The organism is Inquilinus sp. 2KB_23 (genome assembly GCF_052115705.1).
In the GTDB taxonomy this organism is placed as follows: Bacteria; Pseudomonadota; Alphaproteobacteria; order DSM-16000; family Inquilinaceae; genus Inquilinus; species Inquilinus ginsengisoli_A.
In genome coordinates this window covers 1-17,392 of record NZ_JBFRHF010000051.1, presented here as the reverse complement: position 1 = coordinate 17,392, position 17,392 = coordinate 1, and the positions used below count along the sequence as shown (strand labels likewise).

General features: G+C 71.6%; 14 protein-coding genes and 1 pseudogene. 11 read left to right on the top strand and 4 right to left on the bottom strand.

Features of this window, described 5'->3' with window-relative positions; genetic code table 11:
* The 5 genes from AB4112_RS35335 to pth all read left to right on the top strand — a co-directional run.
* On the top strand, positions 1-2,569 hold a 2,569-nt coding region (locus tag AB4112_RS35335), incomplete at its 5' end, for an Rne/Rng family ribonuclease (protein ID WP_441727083.1).
* Between the two features lie 598 nt (positions 2,570-3,167).
* Positions 3,168-3,380: a hypothetical protein gene (locus AB4112_RS35330; protein WP_309800665.1), complete on the top strand. Its 213-nt coding sequence runs from the start codon at positions 3,168-3,170 to the stop codon at positions 3,378-3,380.
* A 65-nt stretch (positions 3,381-3,445) separates the two neighbouring features.
* Positions 3,446-4,252, top strand: coding sequence for a MetQ/NlpA family ABC transporter substrate-binding protein (locus tag AB4112_RS35325; protein WP_309800666.1), 807 nt, complete (start codon positions 3,446-3,448; stop codon positions 4,250-4,252).
* A 289-nt stretch (positions 4,253-4,541) separates the two neighbouring features.
* Positions 4,542-5,192, top strand: a complete 651-nt coding sequence (locus AB4112_RS35320; RefSeq protein ID WP_309800668.1) for a 50S ribosomal protein L25/general stress protein Ctc — start codon at positions 4,542-4,544, stop codon at positions 5,190-5,192.
* A gap of 40 nt (positions 5,193-5,232) precedes the next feature.
* A complete protein-coding gene (gene pth, locus AB4112_RS35315; RefSeq protein ID WP_441727080.1) occupies positions 5,233-5,805 on the top strand; it encodes an aminoacyl-tRNA hydrolase in 573 nt (190 codons plus the stop codon).
* Between the two features lie 274 nt (positions 5,806-6,079).
* On the opposite strand, the gene AB4112_RS35310 is transcribed toward pth, so the two are convergent.
* Positions 6,080-6,352 (bottom strand): hypothetical protein, encoded by a 273-nt coding sequence (locus AB4112_RS35310; protein ID WP_309800671.1) that lies wholly within the window; start codon positions 6,350-6,352, stop codon positions 6,080-6,082.
* Positions 6,353-6,670: 318 nt separating this feature from the next.
* The gene (locus AB4112_RS35305) at positions 6,671-8,191 is read right to left on the bottom strand and encodes a YifB family Mg chelatase-like AAA ATPase (protein ID WP_441727078.1); all 1,521 of its coding nucleotides are present in this window, start codon (positions 8,189-8,191) and stop codon (positions 6,671-6,673) included.
* Between the two features lie 196 nt (positions 8,192-8,387).
* Between AB4112_RS35305 and AB4112_RS35300 the strand changes: the two are divergent.
* Positions 8,388-8,561: pseudogene (locus AB4112_RS35300) on the top strand (type II toxin-antitoxin system Phd/YefM family antitoxin); the annotation flags it as partial.
* A 266-nt stretch (positions 8,562-8,827) separates the two neighbouring features.
* On the opposite strand, the gene AB4112_RS35295 reads toward AB4112_RS35300, so the two are convergent.
* The gene (locus AB4112_RS35295; protein ID WP_441727076.1) at positions 8,828-10,069 is read right to left on the bottom strand and encodes a PQQ-dependent sugar dehydrogenase; all 1,242 of its coding nucleotides are present in this window, start codon (positions 10,067-10,069) and stop codon (positions 8,828-8,830) included.
* 192 nt (positions 10,070-10,261) lie between these two features.
* Between AB4112_RS35295 and AB4112_RS35290 the strand changes: the two genes are divergently transcribed.
* Positions 10,262-10,597 (top strand): MliC family protein, encoded by a 336-nt coding sequence (locus tag AB4112_RS35290; protein WP_309800677.1) that lies wholly within the window; start codon positions 10,262-10,264, stop codon positions 10,595-10,597.
* Positions 10,598-10,778: 181 nt separating this feature from the next.
* Here the strand turns inward: AB4112_RS35290 and ychF are convergent, their stop codons facing one another.
* Entirely contained in the window at positions 10,779-11,873 is a 1,095-nt protein-coding gene (ychF, locus tag AB4112_RS35285; protein ID WP_441727074.1) for a redox-regulated ATPase YchF, read from the bottom strand.
* A gap of 249 nt (positions 11,874-12,122) precedes the next feature.
* Between ychF and AB4112_RS35280 the strand changes: the two genes are divergently transcribed.
* From AB4112_RS35280 to AB4112_RS35265, 4 genes are all read left to right on the top strand, one after another.
* Positions 12,123-12,854 (top strand): glycerophosphodiester phosphodiesterase family protein, encoded by a 732-nt coding sequence (locus AB4112_RS35280; RefSeq protein ID WP_441727072.1) that lies wholly within the window; start codon positions 12,123-12,125, stop codon positions 12,852-12,854.
* 64 nt (positions 12,855-12,918) lie between these two features.
* Positions 12,919-13,569 carry a DedA family protein gene (locus AB4112_RS35275; protein WP_441727070.1) on the top strand — a complete coding sequence of 217 codons (651 nt, stop codon included), beginning with the start codon at positions 12,919-12,921 and terminating at the stop codon, positions 13,567-13,569.
* The gene (locus tag AB4112_RS35270) at positions 13,544-15,787 is read left to right on the top strand and encodes a peptidoglycan-binding domain-containing protein (protein ID WP_441727068.1); all 2,244 of its coding nucleotides are present in this window, start codon (positions 13,544-13,546) and stop codon (positions 15,785-15,787) included. The genes AB4112_RS35275 and AB4112_RS35270 overlap by 26 nt, the downstream gene beginning before the upstream one ends.
* 164 nt (positions 15,788-15,951) lie before the next feature.
* A partial coding sequence (locus AB4112_RS35265; protein ID WP_441727066.1) for a DUF6600 domain-containing protein occupies positions 15,952-17,392 on the top strand: 1,441 nt, incomplete at its 3' end.

Sequence of the window (17,392 nt, the reverse complement as noted above, 5' to 3'; positions counted from 1 at the left end):
CCGCCCGGCCCGCGCCGAGACGGCCGAGGCCGGCCCGAGCGAGGCCGCCCCAGGCGAGGCCGCCGACAGCTTCGGCGGATCGAGCAGCGAGACCCCGGGCGAGGACGTGTTCGGCGAGACCGTGTCGTCCGAGGGCGACAGCGGCCCGGTCGGCCTGGCCCCGGCCACCGAGGCGCCGCAGGGCGACGACCCGACCCCCGCCGGGGGCGAGGACGGCAACGGTCACGACGGCCACCGCGAGACCAGCGTCGAGGTGATGGGCGGCGACGAGGCCGAGGAGGCCCGCGACCGCCGCTCGAAGCTGCCGAACTACCGCAACTACAAGATCCAGGAGGTCATCAAGCGCCGGCAGATCATGCTGGTGCAGGTGACCAAGGAGGAGCGCGGCAACAAGGGCGCCGCGCTGACCACCTACCTGTCGCTCGCCGGCCGCTACTGCGTGCTGATGCCGAACACGCCGCGCGGCGGCGGCATCAGCCGGAAGATCGCCAATCCCAAGGATCGCAAGAAGATGAAGGCGATCATGGATGATCTGGACGTGCCGGAAGGCATGGCCGTCATCCTGCGGACGGCGGGGCTGGAGCGCACCAAGCTGGAGATCCGGCGCGACCTCGACTACCTGCTGCGCCTGTGGGATTCGATCCGCCAGACCACGCTGCAGTCGACCGCGCCCTGCGCCATCCATGAGGAGGCGAACCTCATCAAGCGGGCGATCCGCGACCTCTATTCCAAGGACATCGACGACGTCCAGGTCGCCGGCGAGGAGGGCTACCGCACCGCCAAGGACTTCATGCGCATGCTCATGCCGAGCCATGCCAAGAAGGTGCAGCCCTACCTGGACCAGGACGTCCCGCTCTTCCACCGCTTCAACGTGGAAGGCCAGATCGACGCGATGCACAGCCCGGTGGTGCAGCTGCGCTCCGGCGGCTACATCGTCATCAACCCGACCGAGGCGCTGGTCTCGATCGACGTCAACTCCGGCCGCTCGACCCGTGAGCGGAACATCGAGGAGACGGCGTACAAGACCAACCTCGAGGCCGCCGACGAGGTGGCCCGCCAGCTGCGGCTGCGCGACCTGGCCGGGCTGATCGTCATCGATTTCATCGACATGGAGGACGACCGCCACAACAAGGCGGTCGAGCATCGGCTGAAGGAGGCGATGCGGCAGGACCGCGCCCGCATCCAGCTCGGCCGGATCAGCGCCTTCGGCCTGTTGGAGCTGTCGCGCCAGCGGCTGCGCCCGAGCCTGATGGAGACGCATTTCGAGACCTGCGCCCATTGCGGGGGCTTGGGCATGACCCGGACCACCGGCTCCGCGGCGCTGTCCGTCCTGCGCGCGATCGAGGAGGAGGGCATCCGCAAGCGCGCCTCCGAGGTCACGGTGCATGTCGCCACCGCCATGGCGCTGTACCTGCTCAACCAGAAGCGCGACGCCCTGGCCGACATCGAGCGGCGCTACGCCGTGCGGGTGCTGATCGAGGCCGATGACAGCCTGATCCCGCCGGCCCACCGGATCGAGCGCACCCGCGCCCGGGTCGAGGAGCTGCCGGGCCAGATGGTGGTGCCGATCGACAACACCGCCCGGATCATGGCCGAGACCGACGCCGCGTTCGAGAACGAGGTCGAGGAAGACGAGGTCGAGGTCGAGGAGGCGGAGGAGCCGGTGCAGGAGCAGCGCCAGCCGGCGCCGCAGCAGGGCCGCCAGCAGCAGCAGGGCCGCCCGCCGCAGCCGCGCCCCGAGCAGAGCCATCCTCGGGCTGCCGAGGGCGATGGCGAGGGCCGTGGCGGAAAACGCCGCCGCCGTCGTCGCGGTCGCCGGCGTGGCGACGAGGGCCATCGCGCCGACCAGCCCGCCGCCGTCGCCGCCGATGGCAGCTTCGGCTACGACCCGCGCGACGGCGAGGCCGATGACGGCCGCGGCATCGAGCCGTTCACCGTCGAGGCCGGCGACGCCGCGGCGCATGCCGAGCCGGAGACCGAAGCGGTCACCGCCGAGGTCAGTGCGACCGACGTCGCCGTGGCCGAAGTGACCGTCGCCGAGGCCCCCGTGGCCGAGGCTGCGGCGCCCGAGCCGGTCCCGGCCGATATCGACGCCGCCGCTGCCGCCCAGGCCGAGGACGACAAGGCCCGCCGTCGCGGTCGCCGCGGCGGCCGTCGCCGGAAGGCGGACGATGCCGAGACGGTGGTCGAGGCCCAGGCCGGGGCCGTGACCGAAGCACCCGCCGAGCCGGTGGCCGCCGTGGTCGAGGCCCCGGTGGTGGAAGCGGTCGTGGCGGAGGCCGCACCGGCCGAAGCCGAGGCGCCGAAGCCGAAGCGTCGCGCCCCGCGCCGCAAGAAGACCGACCCGGTGGTCGAGGTCGCGGCCGAGCCGGCGCCGGAGCCGGTGGCCGAGGAAGCGGCGGCAGAGCCGGCCGCCGCGGCACCGGTCAATGGCGCCGCGCCGGTCGAGCCGGCGGCTGCACCCGAACCGGAGCCGGTGCCGGAGAATCTGGCGGTCGAGGCCAACCAGGTGGTCAACCAGCCGCCCGAGGCCCCGAAGCGCGGCTGGTGGCGGCGCAGCGAAGGCTGAGCCTGCTTCCGGCCTGTAGAACGCGAGAAGCCCGCCCGGTCCCACCGGGCGGGCTTTTTCGTTGCCGGCCGTGAGGCGGCGTTGCCGGCGACCTGCCTCGCCCTCTCTCCGTCATTGCGAGCGCAGCGAAGCAATCCATGCCCCGGCGTGAGACAATGTTTCACGTGAAACAAAACGGGTACACGGGACCCGACGCCTTGCCCGCGGCGCGATGGATCGCCCGTCGGCTTCGCCTCCTCGCGATGACGAAGAATAAACAGCACAATGCATATGTTGTTTTTTTATTATTGACACAACCTCGCGTATGTTCGAGGTTCGCATCGGTCTTCGGGCCCGCGGGATTTTGACGGAAGCAGCTTGCGCCGCGTCATCAAACGCTAAAGCGCCACGACGTGAGTTCGTGGTTCCGGCACGTGATGCTGAGGAGCCGATCATGAGTTCGACCCTGACCTTCCTCTCCGCCGCCGCACCGGGCCAAGCCCCGCTGCGCCGGATGTGTTGCGCCTGTCCCGGGTGTTGATCGCGGGCCCCGTCCCGCCGCCTTCCGCCACGACCAGACGCAGCGCCCCCTCCGGGCGCCCCCCGAGAGGATCTTTCGATGGCTGACGCCTTCATCATCGTCGCCGGCGGCCTGACCGCCGGCATCATCACCCGCGAGCCCCGCGGCTTCCGCTTCTACGCCTCCGACGCGGCCTTCACGCCGCTCGAAGGCCGCCTGTTCCGCTCCACCCGGGCGGCCGGGCGAGCGGCCCATGCGGCGCTGACCACGATCAGCCGCCGCCAGCGCCGGCCGGAACAGGCCCGCGCCTAAGCCTAACCATAGCAGGACGCGGCGGCACCGCCGCCGGCCTCATCTTTCGAATGCAGGAGCACACCATGTCCCTTTCCCCGCTGAAGCGCGGCCTGTTCGGCCTGGCGCTGGGGCTCGCCCTGAGCGCCGCCACCGCCGGCAGCGCCTTCGCCGCCAGCATCAAGCTCGGCGTCATGGGCGGCAGCGAGGAGGAGATCGCCGAGGTCGCCAAGCAGGTCGCCGCCAAGCACGGCCTCGACGTCCAGCTGGTCACCTTCTCCGACTACGCCATCCCGAACGAGGCGCTGGAGAACGGCGACCTCGACGCCAACGCCTTCCAGCACAAGCCCTATCTCGACGCCCAGATCGCCGCCCGCGGCTATCACATCGTCCCGATCGGCTTCACCATCGTCGAGCCGATCGGCCTGTACTCAAAGAAGTTCGACAAGCTGGAGAAGCTGCCGGACGGCGCCAAGATCGGCATCCCGAACGACCCCAGCAACGGCGGCCGGGCGCTGAACCTGCTGGCCGCGCATGGGCTGATCAAGCTGTCGGCCGGCAAGGGCCTGAACCCGTCGCTGCTCGACGTCGCCGAGAACCCGCACAAATTCGCGTTCTCCGAGCTCGACGCGGCGCAGCTGGCCCTGGCCCTGCCCGACCTCGACGGCGCCATCATCAACACCGACTACGCGCTGAACGCCGGGCTGGACCCGCGCAAGGACGCGCTGATCGCCGAGAGCCGCACCGACAACCCCTACGGCAACTTCGTCGCCGCCCGCGCCGCCGACAAGGACCGGGCCGACCTGAAGACCCTGGTCGAGGCCTACCAGTCGCCGGAGGTGAAGCAGTTCCTGGAGACCCGGTTCAAGGGCGCCATCCTTCCCGCTTGGTGAGATCGTCCGATAACGCGCCCGGCGCGGCCGTCTGATGGCGGTTTCTCCGCTTCCGGTGCTCACGGACCAACGTCCGCTGCGCTCCGGTTCTCGAAACCACCGCCAGCCGACTCACGCCGAGCGCATTCTCGAACGATCTCCCGGCACTTGACAGGCGGGGGCGGCATGCCGGCCCCGCCGTTGCGCGGCGGGGCCATTTCTGGTAGACGACCGCGCTTGCGTGACAGTCATCACGCCGTAACGACGCCGGCACCCCTGGAGGCCGGCGTCTCCATTCGAGGAGAGACCTATGGCCGAAACCATCAAGATCACGGCCGAGGCGCGCGACCGAGCCGGTAAGGGGGCAGCACGGGCAGCGCGTCGGGCCGGGATGATCCCGGGCGTCATTTACGGCGACAACAAGCCGCCGGTTCTGTTCAGCGTCAACGCCCAGTCGCTGCTGAAGATCCTGCGCGACCCCGCCGCGCTGACCCATATCTACGACATCGAGATCGGCAAGGAGCGTCACCACGTTCTGGCGCGCGACATCGCGCTGGACCCGGTGAGCGACAAGGCGATCCACCTGGACTTCCTGCGCGTCAGCGACAAGACCCGGGTGCATGCCGATGTGCCGGTGCACTTCATCAATGAAGAGGCGTCGCCGGGCCTCAAGCGCGGCGGCGTGCTGAACATCGTGCGCCACGATGTCGAGCTGGTCTGCAGCGCCGAGGCGATCCCCGAGTTCCTGTCGCTGGACCTGTCCGGCGCCGAGATCGGCGATTCGCTGCGCATGAGCGCGATCAAGCTGCCGGACGGTGTCCAGGTGGCGGTCAAGGATCGCGACTTCGTGATCGCCACCGTCGCGGCGCCGTCGGCGGTCCGCGCCGAGGCGGCCGAGGCGGCCGCGGCCGCCGCGACGGGGGAAACCCCGGCGGCCGAAGAGCCGGCGGCGAAGGCCTGATCCGAAAGGATCCTGGCTGCTGCGCGCCTGGGAGGGTTCGATGCTGCTGTTCGTCGGCCTCGGCAATCCCGGCGCGCAATACGCCTACCACCGGCACAATGTCGGCTTCATGGCGCTCGACGACATCGTCGAGCGCCATTCCTTTTCGCCCTGGAAGCTGAAGTTCCAGGGCCGGCTGGCCGAGGGCCGCCTGGGGCCTGAGCGCGTGCTGGCGCTGGAGCCGATGACCTACATGAACGAGAGCGGCCGGTCGGTCGGCGAGGCGATGCGCTTCTACAAGCTGACGCCCGCCGACGTCGTGGTCTTCCATGACGAGCTCGACCTCGCCCCCGGCAAGCTGCGGGTCAAGAAGGGCGGCGGCACCGCCGGCCACAACGGCCTGCGCTCGATCGACGCCCATATCGGCCCCGATTTCTGGCGCGTGCGCATCGGCATCGGCCATCCCGGCCACAAGGACCGGGTGCATGGCTGGGTGCTGAGCAACTTCGCCAAATCCGACGAGCCCTGGCTGGATCCGCTGGTCGACGCCATCGCCGAGGCGGCGCCGCTGCTGGCGGAAAAGGCGGCGGAGAAGTTCATGACCAAGGTCGCCCAGACCACCCAGTCGGCGTAGCCGCGGCCGCCCCAGCGCAGGGCCCTGGACAGCCAGGCTGACCTTTGCTGCAGCGCACGACGACCCCCTTGATCCGATCGTTCCGGGGGCGCATCCTTTTCTCACGTGGTCGGCACAGCCGGTAACGCGTATTGGCCAGCCGCAACGCCCTTGCGGCGACCTCCGCCAGAATGGCAACCCGGCATCGTCGGGTGAGCCTGCGGACAAGAGAGCACAACGAGGAGCCGCCCTTGCGCGGCTCCTCTACTTTTTTGGCCCAAGCCCGCGTTTCTCACTAGTCCGAAGACGGCTCCGACCGCGCGGGGATCGGCGTCTGGGCCACCACCGTGCTGGCCGGAACGATGCATTGGAAGCCGATGTAGTTCCACTGCCGGTCGGTCGCCAGGGCGACGCGCCCGGTCTTGCCGCAATAGAAGTCCGCCGTGGCCTGGGCGCCCAGGGCGTCGCGCTCGTTGACCGTGCTCACTACGACGAAGTTCTTGGGAACCGGCTGCGGCACGCAGGCGCCGGCCAGCAGCGCGGCGAAGGCAAGGCAGATCGATCGCATCCGCGGGCTCCCAAAAGGTGTTTGAAATCGGATCGCTGATATCGGTGAGAATCGAACACCATTAGGGTTCCAAAGTTCCAATCCGTTGCCAAGCCCTTCCGATTGAGGATCCACAGAAATCGAGTGAAACGGAAGGGATTGTCGTCCTTTCATCCAGTCTGGACTTGACCGACGGCGGTGGCGGGTCGGCCTGGTATTTTACGGGTATTTTAATTGCCATGCCCGGACTTGAGCCGAGGGCATGTTCGGCGATGGCGGACGATAAACCTCACCGCGCCGATCCGCCCGGCAGCGGCATCGAGCAAGGCCGATGGGGTCCTACCCCGCCACGGCCAGCCGGCGATAGGACAGGGCCTCGGCGATCTGGGCCCGGCCGATGCCTTCGGCGCCCGCCAGGTCGGCCAGGGTGCGGGCGACGCGCAGCACGCGGTGGTAGCCGCGGGCGGACAGGCGCAGCCGCTCCGCCGCCTGGGTCAGCAGCACGGCGCCGGCCGGATCGGGGGCTGCCACCCGCTCCAGCACCGCCCCGTCGGCCTCGGCGTTGGTGGTGATGCCGTCGGCGGCATAGCGCGCCACCTGCAGCTGCCGCGCGGCGGCCACCCGCGCCGCCACCTCCGCCGTGCCCTCGGCCGGCGGCGGCAGCGACAGGTCGGCGGCCGACACGGCGGGCACGTCGACATGCAGGTCGATGCGGTCGAGCAGCGGGCCGGACAGCCGCGCCTGATAGTCCTGGCCGCAGCGCGGGGCCCGGCCGCAGCCCAGGCCGGGGTCGCCGAGATAGCCGCAGCGGCACGGGTTCATCGCCGCCACCAGCAGCACCCGGGCGGGGTAGGTGATATGGGAGTTGGCGCGCGCGATCACCGCCCGGCCGCTCTCCATCGGCTGGCGCAGCGCCTCCAGCGTGGCGCGGGCGAATTCCGGCAGCTCGTCGAGGAACAGCACGCCGCGATGCGCCAGCGAGATCTCGCCCGGCCGGGCCCGCATCCCGCCGCCGATCAGGGCGGGCAGCGAGGCCGAATGGTGCGGGTCGCGGAACGGCCGGCGGCGCATCAGCCGGCCGCCTTCCAGCAGCCCGGCCACCGAATGGATCATCGAGACCTCGAGCGCCTCGGCCGGCGACAGCGGCGGTAGCAGGTCGGGCAGCCGCGCCGCCAGCATCGACTTGCCGGATCCGGGCGGCCCGATCATCAAGAGGTTGTGATTTCCCGCCGCCGCGATCTCCAGCGCCCGCTTCGCCGTCTCCTGCCCCTTGACCTCGCGCAGGTCGGGGCCGGGCCCGTCCAGCGCCGCCAGCAGCGGCTGCGGCGCGGCCAGCACCTGGGTGCCCTTGAAGTGGTTGATCAGGGCCAGCAGGGTGGGCGCCGCCAGCACGTCGATCCGGCCGTCGGCATCGGCCGCCCAGGCCGCCTCCGGCCCCGAGGCGGCGGGACAGATCAGGCCGAGGCCGCGTTCGGCCGCGCCCAGCGCTGCCGGCAGCACGCCCGCGACCGGGGTCAGCGCCCCGTCCAGCGCCAGTTCGCCCAACGCCATGTACTGGCCGATCTCCTGCACCGGCAGCACGTCGAGCGCGGTGAGCAGGCCGAGCGCGATCGGCAGGTCGAAATGGCTGCCCTCCTTGAGCATGTCCGCCGGGGCCAGGTTGACGGTGATGCGCTTGGGCGGAAGGGCGAGGCCCAGGGCATGCAGCGCCGCCCGCACCCGTTCCCGGCTTTCCGCCACCGCCTTGTCCGGCAGGCCGACCACGGTGATGCCGGGAAACCCGCCGGACACCTGGACCTGGACGTCGACGGGCGCGACGTCGATGCCCTGGAAGGCGACCGTGGCGATGCGGGCGACCATCTAGGTCGGGGCCGCAAGATGTGGGGCCGATGGCATCGACATATCTAAAGTTGTGCCTGTATCGGGAACACAACCAATAATCCGGGCAGCGCCCACACTTGTCAATGGCGCCGCCCGGCGCAGCCCGAGGCGGCATCGGCCGGCCGCTCCCGGGTCACAGCGTCAGATCGAAGACCTGCAGGCTGCCGACGCTCTGATGGATCGGTTGCAGATGACACCTGGTACGGGATCGAGGGCGCCCCGACCCCGCCGCCGCTCAGGCTGCCGGCGCCGCGCAGCCAAGACCCGGTTCTCGCAGATCGTCGATCGGACGAGCAAAGGAGAACACTTCGTCATCGCCAAATCAGGCAGGCCGTTGGCCAAGCTGGTGCCGCTGGATGACGGCAAGCCGGCCGGGATCCGGTTCGGCCTCATGAAGGGCCAGATCCATATCGAACCCGACTTCAACACTCCACTCGACGCCTTCGAACTAAGCCCCTCGTCCTCCGCCCCGGAGCCTGTCCGAGACTGCGCTGGCGTGAGTCGGCTGGCGGTGGTTTCGAGAACCGGCGTGCAGCGGACATGGTCGTCCGTGAGCACCGGAAGCCGAGAGGCCCCCGTCAGACGGCCACGCCAGCAGCGGTATCGGGCAGGCTCTCAGGGCGCCTTGGCGATGCGCCAGATGGTGCCGCCCTCGTCGTCGGAGACCAGGATCGACCCGTCGGGCAGCGTCGCGATCCCGGCCGGGCGGCCCCAGACCTGGGCGGCTTCGTTGCCCCGGTTCAGCCGGAACCCGGTCGCCAGCGCCTCGTAGCCGCCCTGCGGCTTGCCGTCCCGGAACGGCACCCGGGCGACCATGTAGCCGATCGGGTCGGCCCGGTTCCACGAGCCGTGCAGCGTCACCAGCGCGTCGCCGCGCCAGTCGGGGAACATCGCGCCCTCGTAGAACACCAGGTCGAGCGGCGCCGAATGCGATTCGAACAGCAGGTCGGGCACGATCGCCTTCTGCACCAAATCGGGCCGCTTGGCCGCCAGGTCCGGCTGCGGGTTGTGGCCGATATAGGAGTAGGGCCAGCCATAGAAGCCTCCCTCCTGCACCGAGGTCAGGTAGTCCGGCACCAGCCCGTTGCCCAGGCCGTCGCGCTCGTTGACCACGGTGTAGAGCTTGCCGGTGCCCGGCTGCAGCGCCATGGCCACCGGGTTGCGCAGGCCGGAGGCGTAGGTGCGGCCGCCCGAGCCGTCGGCGGCGAAGACCTGGATGGTGGCGCGCGGCGCCGCCTCCTCCGCGATGTTGCTGCGGCTGCCGATGGCGACGAAGAAGCGGTCCGAGGCCGGATCCCACAGCAGGTTGCGGCTGCTGTGGCCCCGGCCGCCGTCGAAGGCGCCGTCCGGGGTGATGCGCTGCGGCTTGGCCTGCGCCCTGGCGTCGCCCGCGGCATAGGGCAGGCGCCACAGCCCGTCGAGATCGGCGATGGTGAGCGCATCCTGGCGCAGCGCCATGCCGTAGGGCTGGTCCAGCCCGGTCAGGAACGGCGCGGCCTGGGCCTTGCCGCCGCCCGCGGCCGCCACCAGCCGGGTGATGCGGCCGGCCTCCGGCTCCGACACCAGCACCGACCCGTCGGGCAGCACGAACAGCTCGCGCGGGCCGGACAGGCCGTCGGCGAACAGCGTGGCGGTCAGCCCCTTCGGCACCTGCGGCCGCATCGCATCGGTGCGGGCCACGGTCTCGGAGCTGTTGGCCACCGCATCGGTGGCATAGGGCTTGGGCAGGGCGTCGGGCCGGACCTCGAACCGGGTGCCGGGCGCGATGTCCTGGGCCACAGCGGGCAGGGCCAGGAACGGGATGGCGGCGAGCAGGGCAGCAGCGCTCAGGAATGGGGCCGCGAACGGGCTTCGCATCGGCGTCTCCTCCACATCTCTTCTTCATCCAAGATGTGGGCCGGATGTCCCGAGGGAAAGGCCTGATGGGATAATTGTCCGACAAGGTTCATCTTGCGGCGTGCGGGCGCGAAACAAACAGCCGGCTGCGGGGTTGCAGAGGGGCAATTGCCCGCCCGGCCGTCGGCGCCGGGCCGTATCGAGGAGACTGCCATGACCCGCCGCCTGACCCTGATCCCCTGCGCGCTGGCGCTCGCCGCGCTGGCCGCCTGCGGCGACGACACCCCGAACCCGAGCGCGAAGACCGAAGCGATCGCGAGCCAGACCGTCGGCTACCGCTGCGCCGACGGCACCCGCCTGTCCGCCGGCTTCACCGGCGACGCGCTGGTGCTGGCCGATGGCGGCAACACGGTGACGCTGCAGCGCGCGATCTCGGGCAGCGGCGCGCGCTACACCAACCCCTACGGCGCCGAGTTCTGGGACAAGGGCGGCCAGGCGACCTACAGCCGCATCGCCGGCGCCGCCAGCACTACCTGCACCGCGGGATAGGCTCCGGAGGTGGTCGCGAAACCCGCGACCACCCCTCAGAGACCGTTTGGAAATGCGCTGGCGTGAGTCGGCTGGCGGTGGTTTCGAGAACCGGAGCGCAGCGGACGTTTGGGTCCGTGAGCACCGGAAGCGGAGAAACCGCCGTCAGACGGCCGCGCCAGTAGCATTTCCAGACGGTCTCTCAGACGTTGAAGCGGAAGTGGAAGATATCGCCGTCGCGGACGACGTAGTCCTTGCCTTCCTGGCGCATCTTGCCGGCGTCCTTCGCCCCCTGCTCGCCGCCGAGTGCTACGAAGCTGTCGTAGTCGATGGTCTCGGCCTTGATGAAGCCGCGCTGGATGTCGCTGTGGATCTCCGCCGCCGCCTCCGGCGCCGCGGCCCCGGCGCGCACGGTCCAGGCCCGCGCCTCCTTCGGCCCGACGGTGAAGAAGGTGAGCAAGCCCAGCAGCTTGTAGCCGGCACGGATCACCTTGTTCAGTCCCGGCTCCTCCAGCCCGATCGAGGCCAGGAACTCCTGCTTCTCCTCGGCCGAGAGCTGGGCCAGCTCGGATTCGATCGCGGCCGAGATCACCACCGCCTCGGCGCCCTGGGCCTTCGCCATCGCCTCGACCCGCGCCGAATGGGCGTTGCCGGTCGCGGCCTCGTCCTCGGACACGTTGCAGACGTAGAGCACGGGCTTGGAGGTCAGCAGCGCCAGGCGCCGGAACGGCTCGCGCTCATCGGCCGCGAGCTGCACGGTGCGGGCCGGCTTGCCCTCGCGCAGCACCACCAGCGCCCGCTCCATCAGCTCGATCTCGGCCTTGGCGTCCTTGTCGCCGCCCTTGGCGCGCTTGGCCGCGGTCTGCACCCGCCGCTCCAGCCCCTCGAGGTCGGCCAGCATCAACTCGGTGTCGACGATCTCGGCGTCGCGCACCGGGTCGACCGAGCCCTCGACATGGGTGACCTCGCCCTCGAAGCAGCGCAGCACATGCAGCACCGCGTCGGTCTCGCGGATGTTGGCCAGGAACTGGTTGCCCAAGCCCTCGCCCTTGGAGGCGCCGCGCACCAGCCCGGCGATGTCGACGAACTCGAGCTGCGTCGCCACGACCTTGGCCGACCCCGCGATCGCCGCCAGCTTGTCCAGCCGCGGGTCGGGCACGCCGACCCGGCCGGTGTTCGGCTCGATGGTGCAGAATGGATAGTTCGCCGCTTCCGCCGCCTGGGTGGAGGTGAGCGCGTTGAACAGCGTCGACTTGCCGACATTGGGCAGGCCGACGATGCCGCAATTGAATCCCATGGGTCTCGTCCGATCTTCGAATCGGCGCCCATCTAGCACGGTTGTCGCGGCGAGGGGGAGTCGCAGCGGACCTGCCGCGCCGTCATGGCCGCACCCCGCCCTTGACGCCGGCTCGGCGACGATGGCACCTGATGGGGCATCGTCGACACGCGCCGCCACCATGGTCCGCAGATCCGACCGGGCCGGATCGCCCTGGTTCACGCCGCAAAACCCGCATCCCAGCAGTGCCTTAGGCTCGGAGACCCGCCCATGACCCCGACCCTGCCCCGAGTCATCGGCCATCGCGGCGCCGCGGCGCACGCGCCCGAGAACACCCTGGCCTCGTTCCGCAAGGCGGCCCAGCTGGGCGTGCCAATGGTCGAGTTCGACGTCAAGCTGACCCGCAACCGGGTGCCGGTGGTGATCCATGACGACACGCTGGACCGCACCACCGACGGCAGCGGCCCGGTCGCCAATTCCGACTTCGCGGCGGTGAGGATGCTCGACGCCGGCCGCAAATTCGCGCCGGAGTTCCGCGGCGAGCGCATCCCGACCCTGGACGAGGTGCTGACCCTGGCGCTGGAGCTGAATCTCGCCGTCAACATCGAGATCAAGCCCTGCCCCGGCCGCGAGGTCGAGACCGCGGAGGTGGCGCTGGCCGCGGCGCTGAAGCTGTGGCCGGCCGACCGCCCGGCGCCCCTGGTCTCCAGCTTCGCCATCGAGAGCCTGCTGAAGGCGCGCGAGGTCGCGCCGGACTGGCCGCGCGGCTACCTGATCTGGGAGCGGCCGGCGGTGTGGGCCGCCAATGCCGACGCCATCGGCGCCGCCACCATCAACATCTCCCATGAGAAGGAGACGGCGGAGACCATCGCCGAATACCGCGCCACCGGCCGGCCGGTGCTGGCCTACACCGTGAACGAGGCCGAGCGCGCCAAGCAGCTGTTCGACCTCGGCGTCGCCGGCGTGTTCTCCGACGCGCCGGACCGCATCCTCGCCCTCTGATTGCCGCTTTTCCCGCCGACACAGGCCGCGGTCACGGCATAGGGGCACAGGAGAGTACGGGCGCGTGCAGGGTTTCATCGATCAGGCGGTCGCCGTCATCGGCGCGAATGCCGCCTGGGCCGGGCCGATCATCCTGGTCTTCGCCTTCGGCGAATCCTTTGCGGTGATCAGCCTCCTGCTGCCCGCCACCGCGGTGCTGGTCGCCGCCGGCACGCTGATCCAGGCGGGCACGCTGAGCCCGTGGAACGTGATCCCCTGGGCCATCGCCGGCGCGGTGCTGGGCGACGCCATCTCGTACTGGATCGGGGTCTGGCTGAAGGACCGGACGGAGCGGATCTGGCCGTTCACCCGCTATCCCCGGATGCTGCGGACAGGCCGCGACTTCTTCACCCGCTACGGCGGCATCAGCGTCTTCCTCGGCCGCTTCCTGGGGCCGATCCGCGCGGTGATCCCGCTGGTCGCCGGCATGATGGGCATGCGCCAGGGGCCGTTCCAGGTCGCCAACGTGGCCTCCGGCATCGTCTGGGCGCCGGTCTGGGTCGGCATCGGCTGGTTCGCCGGCGAGGCGCTCAAACGAATCTTCGGGATTGAAGATGCCGCGCCGGTTCTGATCATACTCATTGTCGTCGCGACGCTGGTCGGCGCCGCGGCGGCGTTCCGCCTGGTCACGCGCAAGAGCAAGAGCCCGCATGAGGATCGCCCGGATCGTTCCTAGCCTAGCTGCCGCCGTCGCGGCGCTGGTCCTTGCCGTGCCGGCGACGGCGCGGGCGGACGGGCTGGACGACTTCTTCAGCGGCATCCGCCGCCAGTTCGAGGAGCCGGCCAGGCCGAGCCGGTCGCAGACCTGCGCCCAGACCGAGGGCGAGGCCCATGTGCTGGCAACCACGGCGGAGAGCGACCTCGGCCGGGTGCGGGCGCGGATCGACCGGATCGAGCGCGACGCCGGCGCCGGCACCGCCCGCGACCCGATCGACCAGGCGACCCAGACCGCGCGCCAGGCCCTCGGCCTGTCGGCCAAGCTGCGCCGGGCCCGGGCGGCCTACACCACCATCATCGGCCAATGCGGCCGCCCCGACCTGCAGAGCGAGCGGCTGGGCAACCTGGCCAACCGGCTCGACGCCGAGGCGCGGCGCGCCAGCCGCCTGGCCGACCGCATCGCCTCGACCCCGACCGGCGCGCTGCCCGGCGGCCCGCAGGCCTGCCCGGCCCTGGTCGACGACGCCCAGTCGGTCCAGTCCGACACCGCCGCCTTCCTCGAGCGCACCGGCCAGCGGCTGCATGAGCTGGAGCGGGCCGAGCCGATGGCGGCGCGCACCGGCGCCCTGGCCGTGGCCGACACCATCGCGGTGCAGCGCGAGCGCGTCGACACCATCGACGCCCGCGCCGCCACCCAGGGGCCGGACTGCACCGAGGCCCCGGCGATCCGCGACCGCGCCGCGATCGACCGCCAGACCCTGCAGGCGCTGCAGAACCATGCCGACACGCTGATCGGCCCGCCGGCGCCGGAGGGGGCCGAGCCGCGGCTGAGCACTGCCGAGCGGCGCCGGATCCAGCAGCGCCTGACCGCGCTGGGCCAGTACCGCAGCCCCATCGACGGCCAGTTCGGCGACGGCACCCGGCTGGCGATCGCCCGCTATCAGAACGCGACCGGGGCCGCGGCCACCGGCCGGCTGACCCGGGCCCAGGCCGATGCGCTGCTGGCCGACCCGGCCACCACGGCGCCGCGGCCGCTGGTCCCGGCGCTGCAATCTGCGGAGTCGGCCGAGGCCGTGGCGGCGGCCGTTCCGGCGCCCCAGGCCGCGGAACCGGCCGCGGTCGAACCGGCAGCGCCGGCCGCGGTTGAACCGCCGCCTGCGGTCTCGGACGCCCCTGCAGTGGCAGAGGCGGCCCCTGCCGCACCGGCGAYGGCCCCAGCCGCACCGGGGGTGACGGCCGACCCGGTGCCGGCCGTGTCACCCCTGGCCACCGAAGCGCTGGCGCAGGCGGCGGCGGCCGCGGCCGCGGCGACGGTTCCGACCGCCGCCCCCGATGCCGTGCCGGCCCCGGTCGCCGAAGCACCTGTCGCGGCACCCGCACCGGCAACCACCGCGAACGCCACGCCGCCGACCCCCGAGGCGGCAGCATCGGCCGCTGCAGCGCCGCCCGCTGCAACGCCACCAGCGCCGGAGCCGCCCGTCGCCGTGGCCTCGAACACGGCGCCCGCCGCGCCCGCCCCGAACCCGCCGGCTCCGGCGGCGATCGCCCCGACCCAGCCGGACCCGGCGGCCGACCCGCGCACCGCGGCATCGGCCCGGATCACCGCCCGGCTGGTCGAGGCGCTGCGCGGCTGGTCGCAGCCGCCGGTGGTCACCATGCCGGCCGCGCCTGGGGCCGCCCCGGCCGCGGACCAGGATCCCTTCACCGCGCTCTACGCCCAGATGCGGAGCCATGCCGCCAAGGGCGAGATGGACCAGGTCCGCACCGGCCGCTACCAGCTGGTCGGCATGGCGCTGCTGGAGCACGGTGCCGAATCGGCCCAGATGCTGGACGCCGACCTGCTGCTGGTGCAGGCCGCCCAGGCGCTGGACGCCCGCACCGAGGCCCGGCGCTACCTGGTCGCGGCGGCGCCGCTGATCGGTCGGCTGGGCAGCGGCGAAAGCCGCCGGTCGCGCCAGTCGCTGGAGGCGGCGACGGCCTGGCTGGGCCTGCGCATCGTCGCCGCCGACCTGCTGGAGGCGATCGAGGCCGCCGGGACCAAGCCGCTGGACGGCGGCACCGCCGACCGCATGGCCGAGCGGCTGGACCAGATCGAGCAGGTCATGGCCCAGGCCCAGGACGGCGTTGACGAGCTGTCGGCCCAGTCGCTGTTCCTGCGCGCCGCCGTGCTGGCCGCCGCCGGCCGCATGCCGGACGCGCCGGAGCTGAAGGCGCAGATCAACCACCTGCTGCACTGATCCCCTGCCGCGCCGCTCACCTCACCGCGAGTTCATCTTCGGGACAGGCTGTCGCAAGCCGCCGCCGTCTAGGCTGCGGGGAAGCGGACATGCGCCAGCACCACCGGACAGGGATTTGTGGCCGGCCGGCGTCATCGGCGCCCGGCCAGCCGAGGAGGAACCGGATGAAATCGCGCATCTTGGCGGGGGTCGCCATGGCGGCCCTGCTCGGCGCGTCATTCGCCCGGGCGGATGATGCCCCGGCAAACGACGCCCCGGCAAACGACCCGCCGGCCCGCGTCGGCCGGCTCGCCGATCTCTCGGGCGCGGTGTCGCTGCGCAGCGACCCGACCCAGCCCTGGGCCGTCGCCGCCCGCAACCAGCCGGTGACCTCCGGCATGTCGTTCTGGACCGAGCCGCAGGCCCGCGCCGAGCTGCAGGTCGGCCCCACCGAGCTGCATCTCGGTGACCAGAGCGAACTCGACATCCAGCAGCTGGACGACCAGACCTTCGCGGCCCAGCTGGCCCAGGGGTCGGTCAATCTCGACATCGCCGACATGCAGCCGGGCGAGAGCTACACCGTCGACACGCCGCGCGGCACGGTCACGCTGCAGCGGCCGGGCGAGTACCGCATCGACGCCGGCACCACCCAGGACCCCACCGAGATCGTGGTGTTCTCCGGCGAGGCCCAGATCGCCGGCGGGCCGGACGGCCCGGTCGACGTCCAGGGTGGCGAGACCGGCATCGCCAACGGCACCGACCCCTTCACCTACACCCTGGCCCGCTCGGCCGACCGCAGCCCGCTGGACGACTGGGCCGACGGCCGGCTGCATGCCGCGGCTGCGGCGCCGCGCTACGTCTCGCGGTCGATGACCGGCTACCAGGACCTCGACGGCGCCGGCACCTGGCACGAGACTCCGAGCTACGGCACCGTCTGGTACCCGACCACGGTGCCCGCCGGCTGGGTGCCGTACCGCGACGGCCGCTGGGAGTATGACGGCCGCTGGGGTTGGACCTGGGTCGACGACCAGCCCTGGGGCTTCGCCCCGTTCCATTACGGCCGCTGGGCCTATGTCGACGACCGCTGGGGCTGGCTGCCCGGCCCGGTCGAGGTGCGGCCGGTCTACGCCCCGGCCCTGGTCAGCTTCTTCGCCGGCGCCGCCGTCGGCGCGGCGATCGGCGTCGCCATCGACAGCCATTCCGGGCATGGGGGGCCGATCGGCTGGTACCCGCTGGGCCCGGGCGAGATCTACCGCCCGTCCTACCGGGTCAGCGACACCTATGTCCGGAACGTCAACGTCACCAACATCCGCAACGTCAACGTCAACCAGATCAACATCCACAACGGCCCCACCATCGTCGAGAACGGCGCCAACCGCCGCTTCGCCACCGAGGTGCCGGAGCGGGTGCTGGCCGAACGCCAGCCGGTCGCACCGGCGGCGCTGCAGGTCCCGCCGGACCAGCTGGCCAAGGGACCGCTGACGCCGGTCTCGACCTTGCCGCGCCCGGCCGCACCGACCGTCGGCGAGCCCCAGGCGCCGCACCCGGCGGTGGCCCGCGCCCCGAACGGCCGGCTGCCGCTGGCCGCCGGAGACCCGAACCGGCCGCACGCCCCGATCGCCGGCC

What these genes read in the sequence shown, in the direction of transcription:
- AB4112_RS35330 (WP_309800665.1), top strand. Translation starts at nt 3,168, where the DNA reads ATGGCTGACGCCTTCATCATCGTCGCCGGCGGCCTGACCGCCGGCATC.
- AB4112_RS35325 (WP_309800666.1), top strand. Translation starts at nt 3,446, where the DNA reads ATGTCCCTTTCCCCGCTGAAGCGCGGCCTGTTCGGCCTGGCGCTGGGG.
- AB4112_RS35320 (WP_309800668.1), top strand. Translation starts at nt 4,542, where the DNA reads ATGGCCGAAACCATCAAGATCACGGCCGAGGCGCGCGACCGAGCCGGT.
- pth (WP_441727080.1), top strand. Translation starts at nt 5,233, where the DNA reads ATGCTGCTGTTCGTCGGCCTCGGCAATCCCGGCGCGCAATACGCCTAC.
- AB4112_RS35310 (WP_309800671.1), bottom strand. Translation starts at nt 6,352, where the DNA reads ATGCGATCGATCTGCCTTGCCTTCGCCGCGCTGCTGGCCGGCGCCTGC.
- AB4112_RS35305 (WP_441727078.1), bottom strand. Translation starts at nt 8,191, where the DNA reads ATGGTCGCCCGCATCGCCACGGTCGCCTTCCAGGGCATCGACGTCGCG.
- AB4112_RS35295 (WP_441727076.1), bottom strand. Translation starts at nt 10,069, where the DNA reads ATGCGAAGCCCGTTCGCGGCCCCATTCCTGAGCGCTGCTGCCCTGCTC.
- AB4112_RS35290 (WP_309800677.1), top strand. Translation starts at nt 10,262, where the DNA reads ATGACCCGCCGCCTGACCCTGATCCCCTGCGCGCTGGCGCTCGCCGCG.
- ychF (WP_441727074.1), bottom strand. Translation starts at nt 11,873, where the DNA reads ATGGGATTCAATTGCGGCATCGTCGGCCTGCCCAATGTCGGCAAGTCG.
- AB4112_RS35280 (WP_441727072.1), top strand. Translation starts at nt 12,123, where the DNA reads ATGACCCCGACCCTGCCCCGAGTCATCGGCCATCGCGGCGCCGCGGCG.